We start from the raw sequence: 23,982 nt of genomic DNA on the forward strand, positions 1-23,982 counted from the left end.
TCCTTAAGATCATTTATACAAGTAGTCAATTCCATTTTTTTATCTTTATATTTCCTTATTTTTCTATTTATATTTTCATCTCCCTGTAAGTCTTCATAAAACTTTAAAACAGCCGAAGAGACTCCGTATGAAGGATATTCATTAAATTCATTTATAATTGTAAAAATGGTTTTGGCTCTAATATTATATATTTCATCTCCAGCATTTTGTAATTTTTTTAATCCTATGCTTGCATCATCATTGAATTCTTTTATTTGTTGCCGTAATTCATCTTTTGAAAGGTCAAATTGATATATGTTTTCAGATATCTTCTCATTAATTTCAAAAGTAATATCATCAGAGACTATTTTAAATTCTTCATACAATTTAGTTATATTATTAAATTTTTTAAATAAATTAACAAATTTAACATATCTATTATTCTGTTTTTGTTCTGAAGTAATGTAGGGAGGATATGCATTGATTATCTTTACATAGTTACTCGGTATCCAAAAAAGTCCATGATTATCAGGTATAATAACAGTTGGTAAACTAAAATAGGTATTTAACTCTTTTTTATAGGATTGAAATGCTTTATGTAAAGAATCGAACTCTTCATCTTCCCATTTTTTCTTTAACATTTTGTTTTCTTCTTCTTTTAGGATTTCCATTTTCTTCGAAATCCATTTTGATATTCTTCTCTCTAACCACATTAAAAACAAACCAACTAAGATACTACAAAATAATGTATAGATAAAACCAGACCAAAAAGCAATTTTAAAATTGTCAAAATTAGCTTGTGTTTGTTGAATACCAAACAATTCGAATAAATAGTTTAACATTTTCTTCACCCTATGTAAAAATTTGTTATTATAATTTTACATTGAAAGACTCCTTTTTTAAAATAAAAAAGTCTATTAGATTAAAAGTTTTTGATTAAACTATTTTATAAAGCTACACTTCAACCATTTTTTCTGGTAAAATCTCTTTTCTTAATATTTTTGAATAAGGTAATTGGACTTCGTTTAAGTTATTTTCATTCAACTTTATTTCAAATAAACGTAACCACAGCAAGTACGAAACCGTCATATCCTTTGGAACCGACAGTTTGAATTGCTGTTGCGCTCACACGTGGCTCAGTAGCGAGCAACTCGTAGAATCCCCGTATCCCTAGAACACTCTGATCAACATCAGAATCTTCTATTACTGCACCATCACGTACGACATTATCTGCAATGATTAAAGTACCTGGACGTGAAATCTTCAATGCCCATGCCAAATAATACGGATTATTTGGCTTATCAGCATCAATAAAAATAAGATCAAACGGTTCATGCTTTTCATTAACAAGTTGCTGTAGTGTATTTAATGCTGGTCCAAGACGAACTTCTACTATATCACTCAAATTGGCGCGATTAATGTTAGCACGAGCCACTTCTGCATGCCTTGGATCTGCTTCTAATGTAAGAAGACGACCATCATTAGGCAGCGCTCGAGCTAGCCAAATTGTACTATAACCGCCTAGCGTGCCAATTTCTAATATAGTGCGTGCTCCTTGAATTTGCGCAAGTAATTGCAGGAATTTCCCTTGATTCGGGGAAACATCGTGCGCGGGTAAGCCAGAATCTGCGTTAACTTGGAGTACCGTATCAAGTACAGAATCAGACGGAACAAGCAAATCAGTTATGTAGCGATCTACCTCGGTCCATTTATTAGATATCCCCATATAACCTGTCCCCCTTGCATTTCAACTGCTTAATTTTATAATAGAACTGTTACCATCCTAATCGATCACGAAGAGAAGTAATATGTGCAGTATGATGACGACCATGCCATGCGTAAAGCCCAATCGTTACACCTAATTTATTAGATCCTGATTCAGGATGATTAAACGTTTTTTCAAAATCATTATGTTTCATAGATCGCAGTAAAGAAACCCATTTCGTATGTAATGATTCTAAAAGTGATAGAGATACGTCTATTGGTAACTGGGAATCAGGAAGCTCTGCCCATTTTTCTTCCATATACGGTTTAATCGTTGGATTATTTTCCGTCAGCGCCAATTTAAACCGTATATAACTATTCATATGACTATCTGCAATATGATGAACGACTTGGCGCACTGTCCATCCACCAGGACGATACGGTGTATCAAGTTGATTTTTATCTAAGTCTTTTACTGCTTGTGTTAATTCAATAGGAAGATTTTCAATTTGTTCTATCCAATTCTCTATTGTATCTTGTGTAATGTTCTCTTCATAAGTGAAATGACCGATCGGATAACGAAAGTCCATAATTGTATTGCTCTCCCTTTTTGTTTTAATTAGAATATCTCCAAATATAATGGATAAAATTAATTTTTTGGCCGTGTAACTCTGCTGTGTTTTCATTAATTGAGATACGTGAAAAATGGTTCTTTTCTAATACTTTTTGAGAAGCAAAATTATTATTTGTTGTTTTCGCATGAATTTCAGTAACATGATAGTTTACTGCTTCATCTAAGAGGAGTTTTACAGCTTTAGTTGCAACACCTCTTCCAACATATTTTTCTCCTAATCGATAGCCAAGATACCCCAATTCTTTATCTTTCTCAATATCTACTAAATTGATTCGCCCGACAATTGTTCCTGCCTGATTTCTTATGAGATGAAAATATGAAATACCTTCAAATTGTTCTTTTAATAATTCATAAAAAATCTTTTGAAACGTTTCATATGTATAGTAATCTTCACCACGACTAGGTACCATCTTTTCGAAAAAAGACCGGTTACTACATTCAAAAGCAAACAATTCTTCTGCATCTTGTTCCTTTAATTTTTCTATGTAGACTTCCATTCGTTAACCATTCCTTTTCAACATCAATCAACTATATAAATTTGCTATTTAGTCATGAAATCCTGCTGAAAAAAGGCTACTTTCCTCGACTCGTAAATATAGCAAACAGGACTTTAGGGTGAAAAAGATGCAAAGGACTACGAATTAAGTTCATAACATTAACCAATCGAATATAAATTTCCGGATTAAAAGCAGAAAGACGATATACCTTTTTGGTGTACCACTGTTTAAATGGTTGCATAAGAGGTCTGTCCCCTTTAATGTTCGAAACGCGAAATGCTTCTGTTGTAGTCATTTCCCACGGCGTTGCTATCAACTTCGAAATTCTCTTATGAAATTTGTAAGTGAAACCTTTTTCGAGATGTTTATTTTCCCTAAGACACCTTTCCAACTCTAAAGCTTCCATTGCAGCGACCGAAATCCCTTGTCCAAAAACGGGATCAAAACGGCAATGAGCATCTCCAATTACTAAAAAACCTTCCGGAACATGCCGTACTAAGTCAAAGCGACGACGCACTTGATAAGGAATTTTATGTATTCTTATATCTGAAAGAGGCTCTGCTATTTCAAGAAAACTTCGCACATCAGGGACTGGTAATTTCTGAGCATAAGCAAAAAATTCTTCATCAGTTTGCGGAGCACGCTCATTTGCGTAACCGCTAAAAGTTACATAAAAACGATCGTCTTCAATTGTTTGAATAAGAGCACCATAAGAGTTTTCAGGAAAACTAGGAGAAACAAGAAGGTTACACCAATCTAGCCGTTTTTTTGTTTTTAGACGAAATACCCTAGTAGCATAAAATAGTTGAATCCATACTTTTTCCTCTTTAACCTGTATACCGTGTGTTTGTAACCACTCTACACTTTTTGACCCAAACCCGCTTGCATCCACAACTACATTTGCATGAATTTCTTCTTCTGCACCTGTTTCAAGGTTTTTCACTCGTACTCCATATACTTGATTATGCTCTTCATCTATCAAAATTTGTTCAACCATCATTCTATATCTAGTTACAATATTAGATACTTGATCAATTCGTCTTTTTAAATGCCACTCAAACATAGGACGACTTTGTTGAACCATGGTTAAATCTCCTGTAAATTGTGGTTTCCAATAACTAAAATGATGCCACTTCACATCTTGTGTAAAATTATTTACAATACTTTTATCCTCAATTAATTGCGAAATAATTTGAGGGAATAATTCCTCAAGTGCTTCTTCTCCGCCTTTTAATAAAACATGAGGATGATAACTTTGCGGCACTCTCTTTCTAGGAGTCTTTTCCGTCCATTCTTCACCTATTTCTAAAATTATTACTTGCTGAAAAGAATGAGATAAAGCCTTTGCAGCAAGTTTTCCCGCAATGCTTCCTCCAATTACAATTGCAGTATCCAATATGTTACCTCCTATCTACCTCGTTCCATATTTCTCTATCAATTTTGCTATTTTAAAATCTCTCAATTGAACATAACAGAAATCAAAATCCTGTATCATCATATTAATACAGGATTTTAATTTCTGGCGATATTTCATTCATCTTTACTTTTCATAACAAGAATCGCATGCACAAATAATCCACAAGCAATCCCAATAAAAATTCCGATGTTAGGCTTTTCTAATAACATTCCACCTGCTAAACCTAACATAAAGAATCCTCCATAAAATAATCTTACCATTTTCTCATATTTTTTCATGTTCCTCCTCCCTTAAAATACGCCAGTAAATTGTAAGGTAAGAATGAGAAGTCCAAGAGCCCATACATAATACGCAAATGTTTTTAAAGAATGATGTTTTAAATACTGAATCATCCATGAGACGGCAATATACCCAAAGAATGCTGCAGATAGTGTACCAACAATAAGTGACGTGTTAGAGATTGCTTCTGCTTTTCCTTGAAAAACATCAACTAACTGTAAGATAATTGCTCCAACAATTGCAGGTGTTGATAATAAAAATGAGAAATAAGCTGCTGTTTCACGATCTAACTTTCTCCAAAGTGCTGCGACGATGGTCATTCCTGATCGAGATATCGCTGGAAAAATAGCAAATGCTTGAAATGAACCGATAATAAATGCGTCTTTATATGTAATATCGTCCATCTTCTTACGTCCACTTTTTTGTTTCTCTGCCATATATAAGAATAAACCTGTAACTAAAAATTCCCATCCAATCGTTATACCTGTTTTTGAAATCTCTTCAAAGAAATCTTTAAATAGTAAACCAATTACAACCGCAGGAATTGTTCCAATAATCAATAAGTACATTAATTTTGAGAATGGATTTTTTATTAAATAGAGAAATTCTTTTTTATAGTAAATAAAAACTGCTAATAACGTCCCTATATGAAGCATCGTATCTAAAAAGAGCCCTGCCTCATCTAAACCAAAAAGGTGTCTCCCTAAATACAAATGACCGGTACTGCTAATTGGTAAAAACTCTGTTAAACCTTGAATAATCCCTAAAATAAAGGCTTCTAACCAATTCATGATTGTCTCCTTTCAAGTTTGCTTGTACCAGTATATGTTTGTATTTTTTTAGTTATGTAAAGTTACTCGTTTTTAATAGATTCTTATACCAAATGACAATAATGTGATTTAGAAAATAAAGTGATAACAATTGACAATGAAGAACCCTTAAAGATAATATCAATGTATAAACAAGAATGTATGTTCGTTTTAAAAGAATGAAAATTTTTATCTTTATATTTAATAAAAGGAGTGAATAGGAAATGGAAAACTCAAATCAAAAAATTACTACCTTCTTAATGTTCCCTGGAACAGCCGAGGAGGCAATGAAACATTATACTTCTATATTTGATCAATCAGAAATCATAAGTATTTCTCGTTATGGAGCGAACGAAGCTGGCGTGGAAGGGACTGTGTTACATGCTACATTTTCATTAAAAGGACAACAATTTATGTGTATTGATAATAGTAATAAAGATGTACATCAATTTACTCCCGCTATGTCATTGTTTGTCTCTTGTGATACAGAAGAAGAAATTGATCGAGTTTTTGATAAGTTATCTCAGGATGGCGCGGTATTAATGCCGTTAACTGATTCTCCTTGGAGTGCAAAATTTGGTTGGGTCCAAGATAAGTATGGTGTCTCTTGGCAATTGAATCTTGCAAAAATGTAGTTGTAAAATAACGTTCATTCAAAACTACTTCTAAAACGCTCATATTAAGCCAAAACAAAAGAATCCATTTTGAAAAAAGATTAATCAAAATGGATTCCCTTATTAGAAATCTGAATTTAATTTTTATAAAAAAGATTAATCAAAACTCATAGGTATACCCTTTGAATCTATGAGAAATTACAAATTATTCATCAACCTTGGCTGCGCAAACCCCATTCTACACATTGACCAATTAAATGTTGTTTTTTGAATTTCATCATAAATATCCCACAAATTATTTACTAAACGTAATTCAACATTACGTTTAAACAGTTCTTGAAATAAATTAGCTACTTCCAATTTAGCAATTGGAATTTGTGTTGTTTCACTTATATAATAGCCAGCATTCTCGTCTTGAAGTGTGAATTGCTTTGTATCAAATTCATACAAGTATAATTTAGTATTTTTCATCGTTTCAAACCATTTGTTTTCAATCACTATTACATGTGAACATGATTTTGATGATATATATGTTTGCTTGTCGATTTCAGATGTATTTGGTCCAATATGATAGCAAGCACGTGGACAATTTCTGGGTGTTAAAAAGTTAGGTAAGCATTTATCATCTATTGCCCATACAAGCCCTTTCGTTGGATCTAATTCCGTTCGAGTAGGTATTCGGGGCTGAAACACTTGGATATGATTTTCTTCACTTACATGGAATATCCGCACACGCTTTCCTCCTTAAAATACATTACTTTGCTCCCTATTTTCTTAATTTGAATACAATATAGCCCGACAAACCACATTTCCATGCAGCTTGCCTATAATGAATACACTAATAAGTGGCAAAGGTACGACAAATTATTGATATATAGAAAAAATCCCTCTTCTTTTACAGAAGAGGGATTTTTCAATCCTCTGAACGAGGTTTTAGTATTTCTACTTTAATTAACAAACGGCTTAACTGCAAAGACAAACATTCACACTGAGGTGCAGAAGATGGTGTTGTAATCCTCTAAACGAGGGTTTTCATTTCTACCATCAGGAAGAAAGTTATACACCAAAAGAACAATTGTGTTAATCCTCTGATCGAGGTTTTTTTATTTCTACCATCGCTGACTTGATTGACATGGTGGACAATGGAACGTGTTAATCCTTTAAACGAGGTTTTAGTATTTCTACGTTTATTTGGATGACTTTCACTCAGGTTGGGAAGCGATGTTTTAATCCTCAAAATAAGGTAATTTCATTTCTACTGCACCTTTATTTTACCTTCTTCTACCAATATCTTCAAGAGCTAATATTATTATTCGACAACTGTATTGTTATACAATTTTTGAAAAAAGGTGCCTTTCAGACACCTTTTTCCTATATAGATTTTTTGTTACATTTGTAAAAATAGACTGTAGGGCTATAATAAATTTCTATCTAGTCTATCTTATATCGTCAATAAACTGAAATAGCACCTTATTGATTTCTTGATATATATTCCTCACGCCCAGCTCATTATTGTTAAAAAGAACGAAAAGCTGTGTTCGCAGCATCCTAAAGAATGTATCCTCTAATTCTGAAATATCATTGATTGGCAATTCTTTATTGACGTGATTATATATATCTTGCTCAGAACATCCTTTCCACCCATGGGCAAAAATAAGCTTATTACGAAGCTCTGCAAGTTTATCTAAGGCTTTAGATGTATTGAGAAATATTTGTAGTTCGCTGTTACCTTGTTTGATATAAAAGGCTATAATTGCTTCCATTGAAAACCGAGTAAGCGGGCGATTTAATTCCACACGTCCGCCCTTATAGTTCTCTAAGTAGTTCAGTAAATTCTTCTGTCCCATAAGCCACGATTCATTTACGTATTTACCTTTTTCTTTTAAAGGAATCCCTAGCCTATCTTTTAATATTTGTTGCAATGATTCTTCGTGAAAGCGGAACACACGCCCTACAACATCTATAAATTGTCCTCGTTGATATAACATCCACATGTTCCAATATAGTTCAGACATCATACGGTTTATGTTAGAATCATTCAAATCATTCAAGTCGTATATTTGATTATACAGTTCTTCAACCACACGTCTATACTGAGGGCCGTTATCCCATACTTGCTGAATACTTTCTTCTGCCTTTTCAAAGTCAAAAGATGCTCTTGAATGAGCATATTGAAGTAATTGTTCAATGTTTTTAATAGAATGCTTTACTTCAAATTCCTCAGAGTGGTTCTGAATCATTTTCAATGCTGCATAATAGTCGTAGTTCTCTATATTTTCCCTTATTGTATCTATGTAGTTCTGCTTCATAAGAATTTTACCAATTTGCAATTGAATAGGCACATTTGAATTTTTGGGCAGATAAAGAATTTCCACCTTATTTTTTAAATGCTTCATGCTATTTAATAACAACATTGTACTCATAGCAGGAGTCCCGCTTGTAATGGATACGTATACTTGATTGGTTGAACTCAAGTTGCTCACGACGCGTCCTATCTCCGCTTCATAAAAGTCATTCATTACATCCAAATCTGCAGGATTTTGTTTAGTGAATCGAATTATAGGTTTTTTTAACCCATCCAATAAATGCTTGAATTGCGGATTTTGTTTTAAATCCATTAGATAAGCTTGAAGGACTTTTGCCAGATGAACAGTATCTGTAAAATGGGGCATCTCTTGATCTGACGTGAAGAGAATAATTTCATGAATCTTTTCTTTGTTACGCTTATTAATGCGTTCAAGTGTCTTTTCAACTATTGGGAACATTATCTTATTTTTATAATCCTGATAGTTTTCAGAAATGTATTGACTTATTTCCCGAAATCTTAATTTATTTGCAATAATATCTGTAAATGTTTCTCCAAGTATTTCGATAGGTTCTTTAAAATATAAATCCCGATTTCCTAAATTGAATATAACTACATTTTTCATGGTTTTCCCTCCATTGCAGCTATTCTTCAAATCCACCCCCGTCAGTTAGTACGAATGTTTATTTGGAATTTTTGAAAACTCATAGAGCTTTCTGCAATCCCATCTTACACACTCTTAGTTATACTAATGTACCAGCAGGAACCCACATCTTATACTTTCCTAGTCCAAATACCGTTTGTTTTCCTATATGACTAAAAGATCCACATTGTAAATATGGAACTAATTTTTTTAGGTCACCTTGTAATTGAAACATACCTACTACGCCTCCAAGATTCATGCTCTTTTGTTGTTTTGCTGAGTACCTATGCCAGTCTTCCCATTTTCCCTCTGCATAGCTACAATGTATGGAGTTAATAATATTATTAAGATCTTCCTTGAGTAGTGGATGTTTTATCTCGCCATATAACTTACAAAGGTATTGCGCACGCCGTATACATGTTTGCAGAAATACTTTTGGATCGATATTACGTATTACGTTCCCAGATTTCAGTAGACGTGTAGGGGTTTGAATTTGTATCAGAACTTGGCTGATTTCATGTGTAGGCTCTTTCCATTCCCACCATTCCACAGGTAGCTGATCATCTTTTAACTGATTTGAGGTAACCCGAGTAACAAAACCTGCTTTAGAGACGTGCTCTACTTTACTAATAAAGAATTTGATTCGCTTTGAGCCTATACCATATTGCTTTCCAATAAGATCTAATGTATCAACAAAATATCGAGCGTAAGAACTGTTTTCACCAAACAAGATAATTTCTAGTTGCTTCTCTTGTCCTTTGCTCCAAAATTCTTCATGAAACACAGGTGCTTCAACAACTAGCGGCGGCGAGAGATAACGTGTCTGAAAAGCAAGTTCTGGTGCAAAAACTTCGCTTATTGGCTCGAATATTGAGCCATACGCACAATTTCGCATGTAGGAACATTTCTCACACGGCAGGTTTGGATATATACATGTTCGCTTCCTAATCTCTCTTCCCCACATTCCACGAAAGAGGGATGAGGAATTTTTCGGCATTGCCCCGCTATCTAAAGCCTGTATTGTAATCCTTAACTTTATTGCTTGCAGTCTGATCTTTACTAAAGAAGAAATTTCTATGTTAGCCATAATAAAGCTCCTTTGTTGCTAAAAATAATGAAAGAGATATTCCTCATATAAAAAGAGATATCTCCTTTTTTAAAGATAGTCTGGTAGTTTAACAGGCAGCGCTAATGCGTAAGCATATTGAACAACATCTTTATTGGAAGAAATATTATTTAGCATTCTTCCATAGTATGGCTTTGGTTCAGTTGTTACAAATATTGAACCAGGTATAATACGGGTTAAAGGTTTTTTAAACAAGTTCTCTGACTCTGAAATACGTCCACCGAGTTTTCCATACTTTGTTTCAAGTCTATACCATCCAGAGATTGGATCTTCTTTACTCGGAACACCATAACTCAACCATACAACAGCATTAGCTCCATGGGACATTGTATCCAAGTCGAATCTTTCAAAGATATCTATCACTTTAAACTGACCATAGCCAAGGTTCTTTTTTCTTCCATATCCTGTTAGTGAAATATACATCATAAGTTGCTGTAATAACTCTAAATTATTCTCATTTTGGACTCTTACAAATATTGAGATACGATTCGTACCCTTTAATAAGGTGCTTTCTTCTTCAAATAACCCATCCGTGTCTAAACTTCTTCCGCTATCTCGGCTTATAGTATTATGAACTTGAATTACAGATTTATAAGTTCCCTCTACTTCGTTTGAGAAAGAAATCGGGTTTCCCTGTAAAAAAGCATAGAAATCTCTTTCGTGAATTAATTTTAGATTTTTCAGTCTTTTACCACTTTTAATGTTCTCAATTTTTTCCTTCTTGGACTGCTCCTGTCTCTCAGGTGGAGGAAAAAGCGGCCGTGGGAAACCCCCTTGGATAAAACCATCAGATAGAACAAATAAAGGGACAAACTGAAACTTAGCTAGCCAGTCTAATAGGGCTTTCTCCCCAAATAAATCTCTATAAGCCCAAGCTAAATGCCCAAACAAAATATCGCTTTGCCATGGAGTCATGAATGGACTTTCTAATTCTAAACATATCTCATATAGCTTCATATGAATTCACTCCGATAGCTTTTATTTACTTTCTACTTCCTTTATAAAATCAATCTTCTCATTTACGTCATGAGGAATGAACTCCAAGTTCTTAAATGACACCTGTCCATAGCCACGGCTACCAGAACCACCAAGATAATCTGATTCCAACAGCTTTAGACCCTGCTTAATAAAGTTAATTACTTGCTCTTGGTTATCTTTGTCATAAATCTTCAACACCATCTTTAAGTCAAATTCCGCCCCTTCAGGTACACGTTCAAATGTTCTCGGCTTATCAGCAGTACCCGTAGTGCGAACAATAATATTTTCTGTTTTAATTTCTGTATAAAACATACCCTTTGAAGCATTAGCATGCTGCAGGCTCTCTCTAGATTCATTTGTTAGCTTAAAATCACGCACTAGCAAACGTGTTGGCCCAAGTTTGTGATGAGAATTTTTGTGTGGTCCAAAAACTCGACATACTAGGCATGTCTCATGTGCACAGCCACAAGGTTCACCTGCAGCTCGAGGATGAGAATTCTTAGGCTTCCTACCATATACGCCTTCTAGAAGTGATCGAAGCTTTCCTTTTACAGAAGAACCTGGTATATAGGGCAGATCTGTTAACGGCTGTCTTATAATTGGATTATCTAACCCACCGATTTCTATTGAGTCCTTTGAACCGCCAATTCTAAGACCCGTCTCACATTTTATTATACCTGTGATCTCGATAATCTTTACTACTTTCATCTTTTATTCCCCTCCCAATCAGTTTCCTTTAAAATAAGCTATTACACTCTGAAAATGACCAATAAAGGCTAAAAAGTGTTTATAACTTTTAAGGGCTTCTTCCGTATTTCTTTCCATAAAAACTTTAAACTGAACTGGAAGTTTTTGATCTTCTTTATTTACAACATAATTAGCTAGCGGAACAACAGGATAAAGTCGATGTCTCTCCTCTTCAAATGTACGCGCATCCTTAAAGAACGGTTCTAAGCCTTTTATTAAACCATAGAATCGCCGGATTGAGGCACGTGTCATTCCCTTCTGGGCAAGTTCCTTCGCAATAGTTTCTGCCCAATCCATATATAATTCTTTTCTAGGCTTTCCGTTTTCATCAAAGTACCCGTCTTGAAGATAAGTTTGCCAACTAAACGTATTGTTTACGCTCATTTCGATTATGCTCCTTCCCTATAGAAGCTACTTAATCGGACAATAGTCCTCATGTATTCCCAAGTCCAGTCCACTTTTTCATCATAAATGTTCTGAAGAGACTTCGCCCAATGGATAGATTCTTCATTATCCATACTCCATTGATTCGTAACAACATCTAAAGAATCAATTAAGTTACGGCGGATTGAGTAGTGAAGCATAGGAACAAATTTTAAATATTCGTTCTCACCTTTTTGCTTATACATCTGATACATATGGCTAAAGTTAACAAGTTGATATAGGAAAGAAGAAGATAATTTCTTCTCGTTCCACCAATTTGCTATTCTAATAGCCTCGTCACGAATATCTTTAAAGCTACTCCATTCCATTGTGGTACCAATGAGGCTAACCTGGTTTCGCCCATCATCTACACCTTTCCTGATTCGCATACGATTGGGTTCATCCTTTGCTGCCTTTAACAAGTCTTCTACTTGGTGTGAAGCATGCGTTATAGGAAACTTTGCTCTAACAATATCAATACCAGCAGATAAACTTACTTGTGGGTTTAAAACGTACTGACTAAAATTTTTCCTAACTTCTTCAGCCACAAATAATATCTCACTCCATGGACCAATTAGGAAGAGATCATCTCCACCAGAGAACACCGTATATGTCAAATGATACTTCTCCCAAAGCCATTTATTCATACCACCAGAGAAAAACCTTTCTAAGAGCTTACTTAGCGTTACTATGTGAGAGAATGTATATGTTCTCTGAGATTTGCATTGCTCGTCTTCCGGAATCAAGCCTACAGAAAACAACATTCCCAAATTATCGACGTCAGCTTTTAAGTACCCCAATAAGTCTCTCCCCTGTCCCAGTGTAGCAATTTGGCCGAATGTCAAGGGAGCCCTCACCTCTAATTTATCATTTGGGTCTGCATGTTTCTCTAGAGTTTCCTTTCTTTTTTCAGTTAGAAGAGGAACATAATTAGCTACCCATTTCCGTTGAAATGGTAAATTTACATCTAATACTTCTGCTTGATTCCATACTTGAAGAAAGTACCCCTCCTCTAATGATTTTGGAAGTTCGCCCAATACATCCACTGATACTTTTTTTCCTAAAGAAATCATACCTTCGTTTCTCTTAAACAGCAGATACTTAGCCTTTGGCAGAATACGACCTATCTCCTCATCTAGGAAGCAAGCCTGGCAAAATCCTTCTGTATTCTTTTCATGTTCAATGCGCGGAAACTTACGACAACTTGCACAAGGCTCTGATTGTTCATAAGAATGATGTATAAAAACATTTTCACTCCATTTTCCTTCTTCAGAAGTCAGGATGTTAACAAATGGTGTTCCTTTCACTTTCTGAATTTCTTGATAAAGTCCATTTAATATATGTGGGAATGATTCATTTACATCTTGTAACTGAACAGATTTAGAAGCTGTGTTCAAACATATGAACCCATGGTAACGTTCATAATAGTAGCGATTTATTTGATGTTGCCACTCCTTAATTGAATATGCTTCTGGGAGGATGGCGTAGAAAATTCCGCCTGCTGAAAGAAGTAGATTAAACATTGGCATTGTTGCTTCGAGTAGTAATTCATGAGCTGCCGAGTCTGCCAATAGCCCTAGAAGAAAACTTCGTGCACGTAAGCGTTTCGCAACCTTACCCGCACCTATATGAGCAATATCCATTAAATATTTTTGAATACCTGATACATCACCGATTACTAACCGGAATGATGTACCTTCACCACATGCAACTATAAGTGCAGCCATTAGACGAAAGTGCATTGCTAGAGAAACAGAATTTAGGTCTCTAGATACTGGTACTGCAGCTAGCCACTTGTCTCCCCAATCTAAAAAATGAGCAATCCTGGATTCTAACTCATTTGGAGCTTTCCTAATCCACCTCAACCAAGAATTCGCGATTTCTTCCCAATGATCTGCTAAGTCACTAGTAGTGGGTTTGCTGTAAGATGGATAACAAACGGCTTCTTGCCAAGGTTTTGGTTCATAATAAGAAAGTTGGGCGGCAGTATTGCTATTCATAATTCTGAGCTGGCTAAACACGGAAACTAAGGGCTCCATTTCTTTATCTACTCGTTCCCCCAGCGCTTTCCATACATGTTCAAACGTTTTTTTGTCTTCCCAAACATCAGGAAAATTTTTACCCCACTCTGTCTTTTGGAGCTCTTGCTTTATTTTCTCCCCTTTACTAGCTTTATACTGAAAAATTCGTTCGTATAAAGCTAGTATCAAAGCATTCTCAACGCATCGTAAGGGTCGATCATTGTGCATATAATCCCTCCATTTCTATTTTTTTCATGTTTTGTTAATATATATGATATAGAGTTTTAATACCTCAATCAAGATTTTCCATATGAAAATATGAAGTATTTAAACTAAGTAAATATCTATGCTTGTATATTTTAAACGAACTAGGAAACGCTAAGGCAACTCAACATTTTCATAAGTGACTTATTTTAGAAAATAATATACAATCGTAGTTGCGCAAACTTTCAGACTAAATCCAGCAATAGGCATTGCTACCTAAAAAAATAAAAATCCTTGGAAAGGGTAGTCATTCCTAAGGATTTCAACACAGTTACTTGACACGCTATTGATTTTTCACTTAAAACAAAAAGCAAGAATCTTTTTCCACTTACTCTCACTGCAAGAATAGAAGGGTTCTTCACTCCTTAAACTGAATTTGTAAGGTACAAAGTCTCAGGTTTTGTATATGAATTAATAAACAGGATGATTTTTCCTTTTCATTCAGATTATAATGAAATTATTATATACGAAAGGAGCCATGGTATGGAGAATGAATCTCTTTCAAATTTATTAGACGTTCAGACCGAGTTGTTTATTCCTATAGAATCCCATGATAGAAAGTATTTAAAAACACTCAAATCCTCGACTGAATGGGATGAGGTAGATCTATATGCGAAATATCAAACGTATTTCTCTCCTGCAATCTCTTCCTTTTTGTACAAGGATACAAAATGGTTTCATAAACAAATTGATCAGGATGCAGAATTGAACTTTGCAGGGTATTCTAAAAATGAACATGATACCCAGCTGCTAGAGATAATGGTTGAAAAAGCAGAAATTGTCCTATTTCCTCAACAAGCATATCTTCTCTTAAGACTACATACGAAAGGCAACATCCATGATATTACGAAATTCAATAGTTGGATTACAACTATTCGCAGCAGTCAAAGTAATGTATATATCCGAATGAAAAAAACTATATGTACACTTTTCGACTATATAAATCTCATATTGAATGAATTACATTTCAATGTATCTTCGCATGTCGGTAAGGTTTTTGGTTACAGCCTACTGAAAACAACTGATAGCTCTCTTGTTAATGTTCAATTGAATACATACCTCCCTGCATTAAAAGATTTTTTTGAGTTAGACCCTTCTGATTCGTTCATAGAATCGGAGCATTCAGATGTACTTCAGCGGTTCCAATCTCGGCTTCAAACTTTTTCCTTATCCGGAGGTATGGTGGTTGTAGATGAGAATATTTTATTTAATCAAGAATTCTATGGGGAATATCATCACACCATCTATAGGGACATTGCCTTGCTTGCTTTATACCAGATGGACTTCCTAAATAACTTGGCACTTCGGTTGTCAGATGTTAGAAACTTAATTTACCATCGAAAGCAAATATTATACCTACGTATGTTATTTTTAGAATTTACAAACAAAGCTTGGTTTTCTCATATTAGTATGCGACCATATCCGCAGACTTTACGAGACTATTGGCAAAAGCAGCTCCAAATACAAAAATTATATGATGATGTAACAGAGCAATTAGATCAGCTTACAAACTTTGCTCAGCAAGATCGTTCTTGGTGGCTGACAATAGGTCTCGGCACATTAACACTCCTTTCTTGGCCAGGGCTTTTTATAAAAAACTCTATATTCAATACTTGGTTCCCAGATATTCCATATTTGAGCACTATACTAGCCATTTTCTTACCTGTTGCTATTATTATCGGAGTAACTTGGGATCGTTTTAGAGGAATAGCGTTTTCTTTTCGTTACTCTATAAGTGAATTCTTCTCCAACAGGCAAAAATATAAAAAAGGGAGTAAAAAATTAAAGAAATACTTTAACCGTAATAATATAGATTTATAAAAACGAATATACAAAAACATGCCGCCAAGTTCTGGTAGCATGTTTTTTATACTTTGAAATGCTTTTTATTCAAGTCTTCACCTTAGATTAACTTACTCAGCAACATCTTTTCTCTATACTGAACATTTTTATTAATCTTTGTTTTATTATCAAGACCTAAGTCGTAAAAAGGCATATAAAATATAAGTACTACTAAGAGGCTCCAACTAAAATGACCTCGGCGCAATACCGAGGTCATTTTTCACAGAACTTTTTATTTAAAAAATACTTTATCTACATTATATTTCGCTTGAAGTTCATTAATAATATATGTTTCGTAAATTTCTCTTTCCATTGGATCTTCTACGATACACGCATCAATTCGATATACTTCATCTCTGTAGGCTTTAATTGGTGAAACATTGTCTTCAAAATGTTTTTTTATTCTTTGTCTTAATTTACGTGCCTTTCCAACAAACAAGAGCTCGTCATTAATATTATAAAACATAAAAATGCCGCCTTTATCTCTCGGAATTAAATGAAAATCAATAAACCCGCTAATCGGAGTTATTCTTGGTTCATCACCTTTTATTACTTGCTTACGCTCTGTAATCGTAACATCTGGTGCTGGTATCTCAATTTTGATCACTATTAGTCACGTCCTCTTTTGTTATAAAGGAAAATAATATCACAATTATGTAAGAAAAGCCATTATTATGTTATCCCATGTATATATAATATATGTGGGCTGAACAAAGGACTCTCTCTTTTCAATGAAAACTCACGAATTATTTGATGAATAGAATCTCCGGTCTCAGAAACATTCATATAACGTTTTTGTTTTGCTTACCTCCTCTACTTTGCGCTTGCGAGCTAACAATTTGATACGTAGCTGTTATTAAAAATAATATAAGTATGTAATGATACCTTTTAAAGTAAAAAAGATGCTATCTAGCATCTTTTTTACTTTAACTAACTATTTAGTTATATTTTTAGCTAAATTACTTTTATTTTTTCCATATAACATATAAATAACTAGTCCAATAAGCATCCAGATTATAAAGCGAATCCATCATTTGAGATTAAAAATAAGTAAGAGTTCGTCATTGCAATTCAAAATGTATCTGCTTCGCTTCAAAATAAAGAACTTGAATAAATCTTTTCATATCGATACGAGTAGGTGATGTTGGCTCATTATTCAATTCTGTCATCTTTCTCCTTACGATTGTAAAATCAAAAAACCTAGAAGCATAATTTTCGAACTTCGGGTTTAAAAAATCAGTAAGTCCAAGGGATGCTAAGTGGTTTAATGATTGGTAAATTGCCCTCCGGATCCGTTGTTTGGAGGCTTCAATGGATCTTTTTAATTCGGCCTCTTCGATTGATTCTCCAAGTTTTTTTTGAGCTAAATTCATAAAAATCTCTCTTAGAGAGGGAAACCCTTGTTCAAACGTTTTATCTTGTTCATATTTATATAAATAATCCAACATGTCCATTAAATCTTTACTTCCGCTTTCAGTAGCTATCCCTAATTCGGATAGAAGAAAATGAATGGAATTTCGAAAATGGCTGGAAGTACTTATATGTTTTTCATTACGGTATTTTTCCTGCGGACTTTGATAGATATCCAATTTAAGCACCGTATTGAGTGATTCTTGAATGTTTTTTATCGATTTTTCCAATTGGATTCGTTCGATGACTTTCTGAACGACTGCTAATACTTCAATTCGGTTAATCGGTTTGATAATAAAGTATTCAACACCAAGCGAATACGCTTCAGCAATCAATTCTTTTGATTCTACTTGAGAAACCATGATGATTTTCCCTTTGAATGACGGTTTTATTTGACGAATCGTTTTTATTCCATCTTGAATCGGCATTAACAAATCGATAAATAAAATGTCTACATTTTTCAAGATTAGCATTTGTTGATCTACCAATGAGCCATTCTCAGCTTCTCCTACAACCTCCCCAAGATCTTCATCCTCGATAATTTGAGACAACATTAAGCGAACCGCTTTCTCATCATCTACTATATAAAAATTCATAGAATCACTCTTTCCCAATTATGTGATCAATCCCTAATCTAATTATAAAAATCGATCCTTTCCCTTCGGATCTGTCCTCAAACGTAACATCACCTTCAAGTTGTTCGACCATTTCTTTTACATACGATAGTCCGATACCTGTCGATGCGTTACCAGCATCATCATATTTAGAAGTAAACCCAGGTTCGAAAATTGACTCTTTATACTTTGAGGAAATACCAGGACCGTTATCTCCTATTCGAAATTCAACGAAATCATGCTCTTTATTAATGTCAACTGTGATGGTTCCCATATCTTGGATAGCTTCTACAGCGTTTGCAACGACATTGTTTATAATTGATAAAATTGTGTAAATATGATATTGAGGATGCACACCATCAATCTTGTACACAAATTGGATGTCTTTCTCTAGTAAACTGGCGTATTTCTCGTTTGCTCGTACGATGATGTTTACCAATTCATATATGGACATATAATCAGTAAAACTTTCATCAGAAATCAGCTTTGAAAGTCCAGCAAAAATACGTTGGTTATCCTTTTTAATTTCATGGACTTCACCAGCGATTTTCAATGCATGCTGCCGTAAATTCTCAACCTGAAAGCTCATCTGACCATTCTCTAAAGAGTCTAAACTTTTATATAAATCATAAGATTTTTTCGTTATATTTTCAGCATCTTGCAACGTTTTTTTTAAATGAACAGCATCTTCATATAAATTGGAAATGAGCATGAGCATGTGTTCATTTTGTTTTTTAATTTGCCTCTCCCTCGACTGTGCTTCATACAGTTTCATCATATTGAAAAAGCTTATAACTATAAAACTGTGGGAAAATGCGACAACGATTATCTCATATAGTGCCTCTGGTGTAATAGTTGTTTTTAATACGAAATATTGAATCATTAATTCCACACAGTCCGATAATATTTCGATGATGAAGCCAATAAACCCAATCATCAATGGTTGGTGATGAAATCGTTTGATTTTTGCTAAATAAAAGAGACAAGAATAAGTAAAATAAAAGAAAAAACTAGGATATTGGATATGAAAAGAAGATATCCAATCCATATTTTCCTGTGTGATGAGGTCTATCAGGATACGAAATTCTACAACTACCATTCCTGTTAAAAAACCCGGTAAAAATGCTGGCATTCGCCGAAATAATAACAAAAAAAAGAAAAATGTTGGTGCACCAAAGCTCATTCGAAACGTCTCATTAAAGGGGAAAAACTTTATTTCACCTGCTAAAGGTACTGTAAATATCATCAGAACCAGAATATAAATGTCTTTTTTTACTAAATTACTGAGATTCAAGATTATCACTTCCCAATTTTGACTACCAATCAGTATACAAATCCGTTGACATTAATACAACACTTACTCTATTTTTTATAAAAACTATGTATCAGATATAAACGAAAGAATCGAAGATTGCGAATATTATAGATATTATTCAACTTTAAAATGGGAAGGTACTATGTAACGCAAAAATGTTCAGACACATTATACGGTCTGAACATTTTTGTGTTCGTTCTGACACCAAAACATCCTTGATGTTTTTTAGAAAATACTTAAATCCCATTCTTTTGCAATACGTTTCAATAACATAACTCCTGGTAAACTATTCCCATATTCATCAATTGCTGGTCCATAAATACCAATACCACATCCATCTGAAAACGGTAGTTCGCTCTTTAGCCTTGAAGGGACGAGTGTCATAATCCCTCCGGACACCCCACTTTTAGCTGGCAATCCGATGAAAGCAGCAAATTTACCAGATGCATTGTACATTCCACAAGTGAGCATTAAGGCTTTTGTTAATCTAGCTACCTCTTTAGGTAGGACTTGTTCTTTACGAATAGGATGATATCCATCATGTGCAAGTATGAGTCCTATTAAAGCTATATCCTCTGTATTTATTTCTATAGAACATTGTTTCAAGTAAACCTCTAGTGCTTCCTCCACATCCGATTCTAAAAAACCATTCTCCTTTAAATAATGTGCTAAAGCTCTATTTCGATGGGCTGTTTGCCATTCAGATTGAAACACTTTTTCATTAATGACGGGACGCTTCCCTATCATTTTTTCGACTAATGTGTAAAGAGTTTCTAATTTTCCTTGTGCCGACGTACCTGGCAGAAGCGAAGCTACCGAAATCGCTCCGGCATTAATCATAGGGTTAAACGGCTTTCCAGGTTTATGCATCTCTAAACGAATTATCGAGTTGAAAGCATCTCCAGTTGGTTCTACATCAACCCGCTCTAACACATAAGTAATACCTCGGCTTAAACAAGCCGCTATAAAGCCGATTACTTTTGATATGCTTTGTAAGGTGAAAGGTACGTCCCAATCCCCTGACTTTATCATTGTTCCATCTGGCTCTACTATACAAATACCTAATTGCGATAAATTTATCTTTCCTAAAGCAGGAATATAACTGACGTTTTGTCCTTTAGCAGCATAGGATCGATAATGTGCTATCCATTGATCTAAGCAAGCTTTCTTTTGACTCTCAACTTGAACGCTATACTCCTTTATCATTTAACCATATTCCCCCGTCCTATTAATTTAATACAGTATAAATTTTTCTTTATAAAGAATAGACAAAAAGTGCAAAAAACACTGTCAAGACGATCACCTTTCTTTATAGATTGATAGGTAATAGCACATTCAAGTTTATATAACCTAACCAATTATAGGCTATATTGCTCTCAAGGGTAATTAAATGCGGCCAAATCAAAGACAGCTGTTTTTTCTTATTCTATCAATATAAGCAGCTAAACATATCTTCACTTGATAGACCTGTGATGTTTGAGAAATCGTTTTTAAAGGAATCGACCAGTACTTTCGCTGTTTTTCAGGTCCCTCTTTTCAAGATCTTAATATAGTTGCAATATATTAACACCTTTTACTATTCTGCATCTGTTAGTTGATAAAGAATTTGTTCCAAAACTCTTGAGTTACGACACTGTTTTTTATTGTAATCAATTTTATTTGCACTAGAACCAAGAAAGATATTCAGACATATTACAGTCCGAATATCTTTCTTATTACATACTTTTCTTTTCTGAAGTTGAAGCATCCTGATAATGCTCCCAACATTCAATGTTTTCAATTCCTTTAATGCTGTCTTTATAAAAAATAGGATCTTTACCAGCTTTTTTCTGTTTCATGTAATCATGTAACGCAGCAAAGGCTATTTTTGATAGTAATGTAATAGCAATTAAATTTATAATAACCATAAAGCCCATAAATAAATCCGCTAAATCCCATACAAATTGGATCTTTGCAACAGAACCGAATACAATCATGGCTAACACGCTTATTCGATATACCATCAACCATACTTTACTATTGTTTAAGAATCGAATATTTGTTTCTCCGTAATAATAGTTACCAATTAACGCACCGAATCCAAATAGGAAAACAAAGATAGCAAGAAAGCCTGATGCCCAAGAACCAATGTGTTCACTTAATGCTGCTTGTGTAAGTGCAATACCATTTAGCTCTGGTTGTTTGTATGCATCAGAAAGTAAAATAATAAATGCTGTGCTTGTACAGATAATCAGTGTATCCGTTAATACGCCAAATGCTTGAATAAGTCCTTGTTTCACTGGATGGCTTGTTGTTGCCGTTGCGGCAACGTTTGGCGCACTTCCCATACCAGCTTCATTTGAGAATAAACCACGTTTAACTCCATTCATAAGCGCTGCGCCGATTGAACCGCCTGCTATTTGTTTAAAGCCAAATGCGTTTTGAACAATAAGCGAAAGAACTTCCGGCATTTTTGTTATGTTCGTAATTATAACAAATAATGCAACACCAATGTATAACACCGCTAGAAACATTACCTTGTATTCAGCCATTTTTGCAATACGCTGCACACCGCCAAAGATAATCGCAGCGAAAGCAATTGCCATGATAATCCCTACCGTTAAACGATCTGTACCGAATGAGTTCTCAAAAGCAAGTGTAACGGTATTTGATTGGACAGAATTGAATACAAGACCGAAAGTAATCGTAATTAAAATGGAGAATAATACTCCCATCCAACGTTTGTTCAATCCTTTTTCCATATAATAAGATGGACCGCCGCGGAAACCATTTTTATCTTTTACTTTATATATTTGTGCTAACGTACTTTCAACAAAGCTGGATGCTGAGCTAATAATAGAAATAATCCACATCCAGAATACCGCTCCAGGACCGCCTAATGCAATCGCAATCGCAATTCCTGTGATATTTCCCGTTCCAACGCGAGCGGCCATACCAATACAGAACGCTTGAAATGGGGAAACTTCGTCTTTAAAACCAGCTTTCCCTTCCATTAACACACGGATCATTTCCTTTAACATTCGAAACTGTACAAATTTCGATTTAAATGTGAAATAAATTCCGCAAGCAACAAGCATAATAATTAACAATTTAGACCACAGAAAATCATTTGTTGATCCCAATAGATCCGACAAAAATTGTTCCATATCATCACCTCATATCAAAATTTAGTAGCCTCTAATCCATATAAAATAATCTTAATTTTCCGACACAAAAAACCTCGTCTCATATACACATGTAACACAGGTAAAAATTTTCTATGAAAATGGTATTTGCTCGTTTATACGAATATCCGTAACATGTAACCGTACAACTGACATCTTAAAGGGCCTGACGCTTCTACATGTGAATGCTCTAGCTCCTCCTGCAAAAAATAGTTTTTATCCAGAAATGTGGCTGCACTATCATGCTTGTTCCGTATGCCGGATTTTTAAATTGGAATTATATAAATCATTTTTTTCTCTTTTTATTATTTGCATAAGAAGTTGAACGAATTTTACGAAAATACAAATAATTTTAAGCGCTTTCATATTTGTTCTAGAATAATGCCTCTTTAGTTTATAAATTAAAGCTTCTTAGAAAAGCACTTAACTGCTCTGGTATTCCCTTCTAAATCAATACATGATATCAGTAGTTCTACTCCCTTCACTTGTCTTCAAATTTTTGCACCAGAACCTTCATTAATTTATAATCAACACTACAGAATCTCACAAAAAAATACATGGTTTTACAAAAAGATTTTTTAAATATCAGAAAAGTGATTTTGGTGCAAAAACTTCAAAAAAATTGCAATCAATCTCTAAACCTTTAACATACTGAAACTATTATTCTGAAAAGAGTATGTGATTGGTATGGAAAAATAAATCTTGTTTAGCTAAAGGGTGCCTTATTTGAGGAAGTTACTAGAAGAGGCGAATACTAACTAAGGGAATTGACTATTTTAAACTGAAATTAGTTTAACGTTGAAGACCCGCGTTTTTCTGACATATCCCACAAAGGATTCAGCATGTTTGTATCATTTTAAACAACTATATAGCAAAAAAATATAATAAGCCGATGATTCCTTAGTGTAGGAATCATCGGCTTTCTTCATGACGAAATTACTTAGCGTACGAAATTCGCGTTTTGTTGGTGCTACCCCATCGCCATCAAGTTAAGGGTGCTAAGAGGATATATGTGAGAGTTATTTTTAAAAATTTCTACGGCTGTACTAAAGGTGGGCATAACAAATAAACCTATCAAATAGGTGTTTTGAAAAATATTATGCAACTTTGAAACTTTGTGACAACGTACAATCATACATAACACCTAAGATATCAAAGACTGTTTTCTTTTCGTACCGATGAGATTTTCTACCGTTT

22 protein-coding genes and 1 pseudogene are annotated in these 23,982 nt (G+C 34.3%); 2 read left to right on the forward strand and 21 right to left on the reverse strand.

Translation table 11 applies throughout. From position 1 onward, the window contains the following. The 7 genes from LRP84_RS20705 to LRP84_RS20735 all read right to left on the reverse strand — a co-directional run. Positions 1-821: hypothetical protein (locus tag LRP84_RS20705; protein ID WP_230576822.1), on the reverse strand; the 821-nt coding region annotated here is incomplete at its 3' end. Between the two features lie 209 nt (positions 822-1,030). Beyond that, positions 1,031-1,705 carry an O-methyltransferase gene (locus LRP84_RS20710; protein ID WP_230576823.1) on the reverse strand — a complete coding sequence of 225 codons (675 nt, stop codon included), beginning with the start codon at positions 1,703-1,705 and terminating at the stop codon, positions 1,031-1,033. A 49-nt stretch (positions 1,706-1,754) separates the two neighbouring features. Then, positions 1,755-2,276: a YfiT family bacillithiol transferase gene (locus tag LRP84_RS20715; RefSeq protein ID WP_230576840.1), complete on the reverse strand. Its 522-nt coding sequence runs from the start codon at positions 2,274-2,276 to the stop codon at positions 1,755-1,757. A gap of 22 nt (positions 2,277-2,298) precedes the next feature. Then, entirely contained in the window at positions 2,299-2,814 is a 516-nt protein-coding gene (locus LRP84_RS20720; RefSeq protein ID WP_230576824.1) for a GNAT family N-acetyltransferase, read from the reverse strand. 76 nt (positions 2,815-2,890) lie between these two features. Beyond that, positions 2,891-4,213: an FAD-dependent oxidoreductase gene (locus LRP84_RS20725; RefSeq protein ID WP_230576841.1), complete on the reverse strand. Its 1,323-nt coding sequence runs from the start codon at positions 4,211-4,213 to the stop codon at positions 2,891-2,893. Positions 4,214-4,344: 131 nt separating this feature from the next. Continuing rightward, positions 4,345-4,509 (reverse strand): hypothetical protein, encoded by a 165-nt coding sequence (locus LRP84_RS20730; RefSeq protein ID WP_230576825.1) that lies wholly within the window; start codon positions 4,507-4,509, stop codon positions 4,345-4,347. 12 nt (positions 4,510-4,521) lie between these two features. Continuing rightward, positions 4,522-5,301, reverse strand: coding sequence for an undecaprenyl-diphosphate phosphatase (locus LRP84_RS20735; RefSeq protein ID WP_230576826.1), 780 nt, complete (start codon positions 5,299-5,301; stop codon positions 4,522-4,524). 242 nt (positions 5,302-5,543) lie between these two features. Between LRP84_RS20735 and LRP84_RS20740 the strand changes: the two genes are divergently transcribed. Continuing rightward, positions 5,544-5,954 (forward strand): VOC family protein, encoded by a 411-nt coding sequence (locus LRP84_RS20740; RefSeq protein WP_230576827.1) that lies wholly within the window; start codon positions 5,544-5,546, stop codon positions 5,952-5,954. A 177-nt stretch (positions 5,955-6,131) separates the two neighbouring features. Here LRP84_RS20740 and LRP84_RS20745 read toward each other — a convergent pair whose 3' ends face one another. The 7 genes from LRP84_RS20745 to cas10 all read right to left on the reverse strand — a co-directional run bounded on the left by LRP84_RS20745 (position 6,132) and on the right by cas10 (position 14,404). Continuing rightward, the gene (locus LRP84_RS20745; protein WP_230576828.1) at positions 6,132-6,665 is read right to left on the reverse strand and encodes a DUF6886 family protein; all 534 of its coding nucleotides are present in this window, start codon (positions 6,663-6,665) and stop codon (positions 6,132-6,134) included. 704 nt (positions 6,666-7,369) lie between these two features. Further along, the gene (locus LRP84_RS20750) at positions 7,370-8,863 is read right to left on the reverse strand and encodes a hypothetical protein (protein WP_230576829.1); all 1,494 of its coding nucleotides are present in this window, start codon (positions 8,861-8,863) and stop codon (positions 7,370-7,372) included. A gap of 118 nt (positions 8,864-8,981) precedes the next feature. Continuing rightward, positions 8,982-9,968 carry a CRISPR system precrRNA processing endoribonuclease RAMP protein Cas6 gene (cas6, locus tag LRP84_RS20755; protein WP_230576830.1) on the reverse strand — a complete coding sequence of 329 codons (987 nt, stop codon included), beginning with the start codon at positions 9,966-9,968 and terminating at the stop codon, positions 8,982-8,984. Between the two features lie 69 nt (positions 9,969-10,037). Beyond that, positions 10,038-10,964: a type III-A CRISPR-associated RAMP protein Csm4 gene (gene csm4 / locus LRP84_RS20760; RefSeq protein WP_230576831.1), complete on the reverse strand. Its 927-nt coding sequence runs from the start codon at positions 10,962-10,964 to the stop codon at positions 10,038-10,040. Positions 10,965-10,985: 21 nt separating this feature from the next. Further along, positions 10,986-11,693, reverse strand: a complete 708-nt coding sequence (gene csm3 / locus LRP84_RS20765; RefSeq protein WP_230576832.1) for a type III-A CRISPR-associated RAMP protein Csm3 — start codon at positions 11,691-11,693, stop codon at positions 10,986-10,988. Between the two features lie 18 nt (positions 11,694-11,711). Next, positions 11,712-12,116: a type III-A CRISPR-associated protein Csm2 gene (gene csm2, locus LRP84_RS20770; RefSeq protein ID WP_230576833.1), complete on the reverse strand. Its 405-nt coding sequence runs from the start codon at positions 12,114-12,116 to the stop codon at positions 11,712-11,714. A gap of 5 nt (positions 12,117-12,121) precedes the next feature. Beyond that, entirely contained in the window at positions 12,122-14,404 is a 2,283-nt protein-coding gene (gene cas10 / locus LRP84_RS20775) for a type III-A CRISPR-associated protein Cas10/Csm1 (protein ID WP_230576834.1), read from the reverse strand. A 519-nt stretch (positions 14,405-14,923) separates the two neighbouring features. Here cas10 and LRP84_RS20780 point away from each other — a divergent pair. After that, positions 14,924-16,261: a hypothetical protein gene (locus tag LRP84_RS20780; protein ID WP_230576835.1), complete on the forward strand. Its 1,338-nt coding sequence runs from the start codon at positions 14,924-14,926 to the stop codon at positions 16,259-16,261. 253 nt (positions 16,262-16,514) lie between these two features. On the opposite strand, the gene LRP84_RS20785 is transcribed toward LRP84_RS20780, so the two are convergent. From LRP84_RS20785 to LRP84_RS20815, 7 genes and pseudogenes are all read right to left on the reverse strand, one after another. After that, a complete protein-coding gene (locus LRP84_RS20785; RefSeq protein ID WP_230576836.1) occupies positions 16,515-16,889 on the reverse strand; it encodes a nucleotide excision repair endonuclease in 375 nt (124 codons plus the stop codon). Positions 16,890-16,978: 89 nt separating this feature from the next. After that, positions 16,979-17,142, reverse strand: a pseudogene (locus LRP84_RS20790) (Ger(x)C family spore germination protein); the annotation flags it as partial. A 74-nt stretch (positions 17,143-17,216) separates the two neighbouring features. After that, complete coding sequence (locus LRP84_RS22610) at positions 17,217-17,309, reverse strand: amino acid permease C-terminal domain-containing protein (RefSeq protein ID WP_255258179.1); 93 nt, start codon at positions 17,307-17,309, stop codon at positions 17,217-17,219. Between the two features lie 34 nt (positions 17,310-17,343). After that, a complete protein-coding gene (locus LRP84_RS20800; protein WP_230576837.1) occupies positions 17,344-18,288 on the reverse strand; it encodes a response regulator in 945 nt (314 codons plus the stop codon). 4 nt (positions 18,289-18,292) lie between these two features. Further along, a complete protein-coding gene (locus LRP84_RS20805) occupies positions 18,293-19,609 on the reverse strand; it encodes a sensor histidine kinase (RefSeq protein WP_302850630.1) in 1,317 nt (438 codons plus the stop codon). A gap of 237 nt (positions 19,610-19,846) precedes the next feature. Then, positions 19,847-20,827, reverse strand: coding sequence for a glutaminase (locus LRP84_RS20810; protein ID WP_230576838.1), 981 nt, complete (start codon positions 20,825-20,827; stop codon positions 19,847-19,849). A 509-nt stretch (positions 20,828-21,336) separates the two neighbouring features. Further along, entirely contained in the window at positions 21,337-22,767 is a 1,431-nt protein-coding gene (locus tag LRP84_RS20815; RefSeq protein ID WP_230576839.1) for an alanine/glycine:cation symporter family protein, read from the reverse strand. Between the last annotated feature and the right edge of the window lie 1,215 nt (positions 22,768-23,982).

Origin of the sequence: Bacillus rhizoplanae, from assembly GCF_917563915.1 — a bacterium.
GTDB classification, from domain to species: Bacteria; Bacillota; Bacilli; order Bacillales; family Bacillaceae_G; genus Bacillus_A; species Bacillus_A rhizoplanae.

What these genes read in the sequence shown, in the direction of transcription:
- LRP84_RS20800 (WP_230576837.1), bottom strand. Translation starts at nt 18,288, where the DNA reads ATGAATTTTTATATAGTAGATGATGAGAAAGCGGTTCGCTTAATGTTG.
- LRP84_RS20750 (WP_230576829.1), bottom strand. Translation starts at nt 8,863, where the DNA reads ATGAAAAATGTAGTTATATTCAATTTAGGAAATCGGGATTTATATTTT.
- LRP84_RS20710 (WP_230576823.1), bottom strand. Translation starts at nt 1,705, where the DNA reads ATGGGGATATCTAATAAATGGACCGAGGTAGATCGCTACATAACTGAT.
- LRP84_RS20730 (WP_230576825.1), bottom strand. Translation starts at nt 4,509, where the DNA reads ATGAAAAAATATGAGAAAATGGTAAGATTATTTTATGGAGGATTCTTT.
- LRP84_RS20815 (WP_230576839.1), bottom strand. Translation starts at nt 22,767, where the DNA reads ATGGAACAATTTTTGTCGGATCTATTGGGATCAACAAATGATTTTCTG.
- LRP84_RS20740 (WP_230576827.1), top strand. Translation starts at nt 5,544, where the DNA reads ATGGAAAACTCAAATCAAAAAATTACTACCTTCTTAATGTTCCCTGGA.
- csm3 (WP_230576832.1), bottom strand. Translation starts at nt 11,693, where the DNA reads ATGAAAGTAGTAAAGATTATCGAGATCACAGGTATAATAAAATGTGAG.
- cas10 (WP_230576834.1), bottom strand. Translation starts at nt 14,404, where the DNA reads ATGCACAATGATCGACCCTTACGATGCGTTGAGAATGCTTTGATACTA.
- LRP84_RS20810 (WP_230576838.1), bottom strand. Translation starts at nt 20,827, where the DNA reads ATGATAAAGGAGTATAGCGTTCAAGTTGAGAGTCAAAAGAAAGCTTGC.
- LRP84_RS20780 (WP_230576835.1), top strand. Translation starts at nt 14,924, where the DNA reads ATGGAGAATGAATCTCTTTCAAATTTATTAGACGTTCAGACCGAGTTG.
- cas6 (WP_230576830.1), bottom strand. Translation starts at nt 9,968, where the DNA reads ATGGCTAACATAGAAATTTCTTCTTTAGTAAAGATCAGACTGCAAGCA.
- csm4 (WP_230576831.1), bottom strand. Translation starts at nt 10,964, where the DNA reads ATGAAGCTATATGAGATATGTTTAGAATTAGAAAGTCCATTCATGACT.
- LRP84_RS20735 (WP_230576826.1), bottom strand. Translation starts at nt 5,301, where the DNA reads ATGAATTGGTTAGAAGCCTTTATTTTAGGGATTATTCAAGGTTTAACA.
- csm2 (WP_230576833.1), bottom strand. Translation starts at nt 12,116, where the DNA reads ATGAGCGTAAACAATACGTTTAGTTGGCAAACTTATCTTCAAGACGGG.
- LRP84_RS20720 (WP_230576824.1), bottom strand. Translation starts at nt 2,814, where the DNA reads ATGGAAGTCTACATAGAAAAATTAAAGGAACAAGATGCAGAAGAATTG.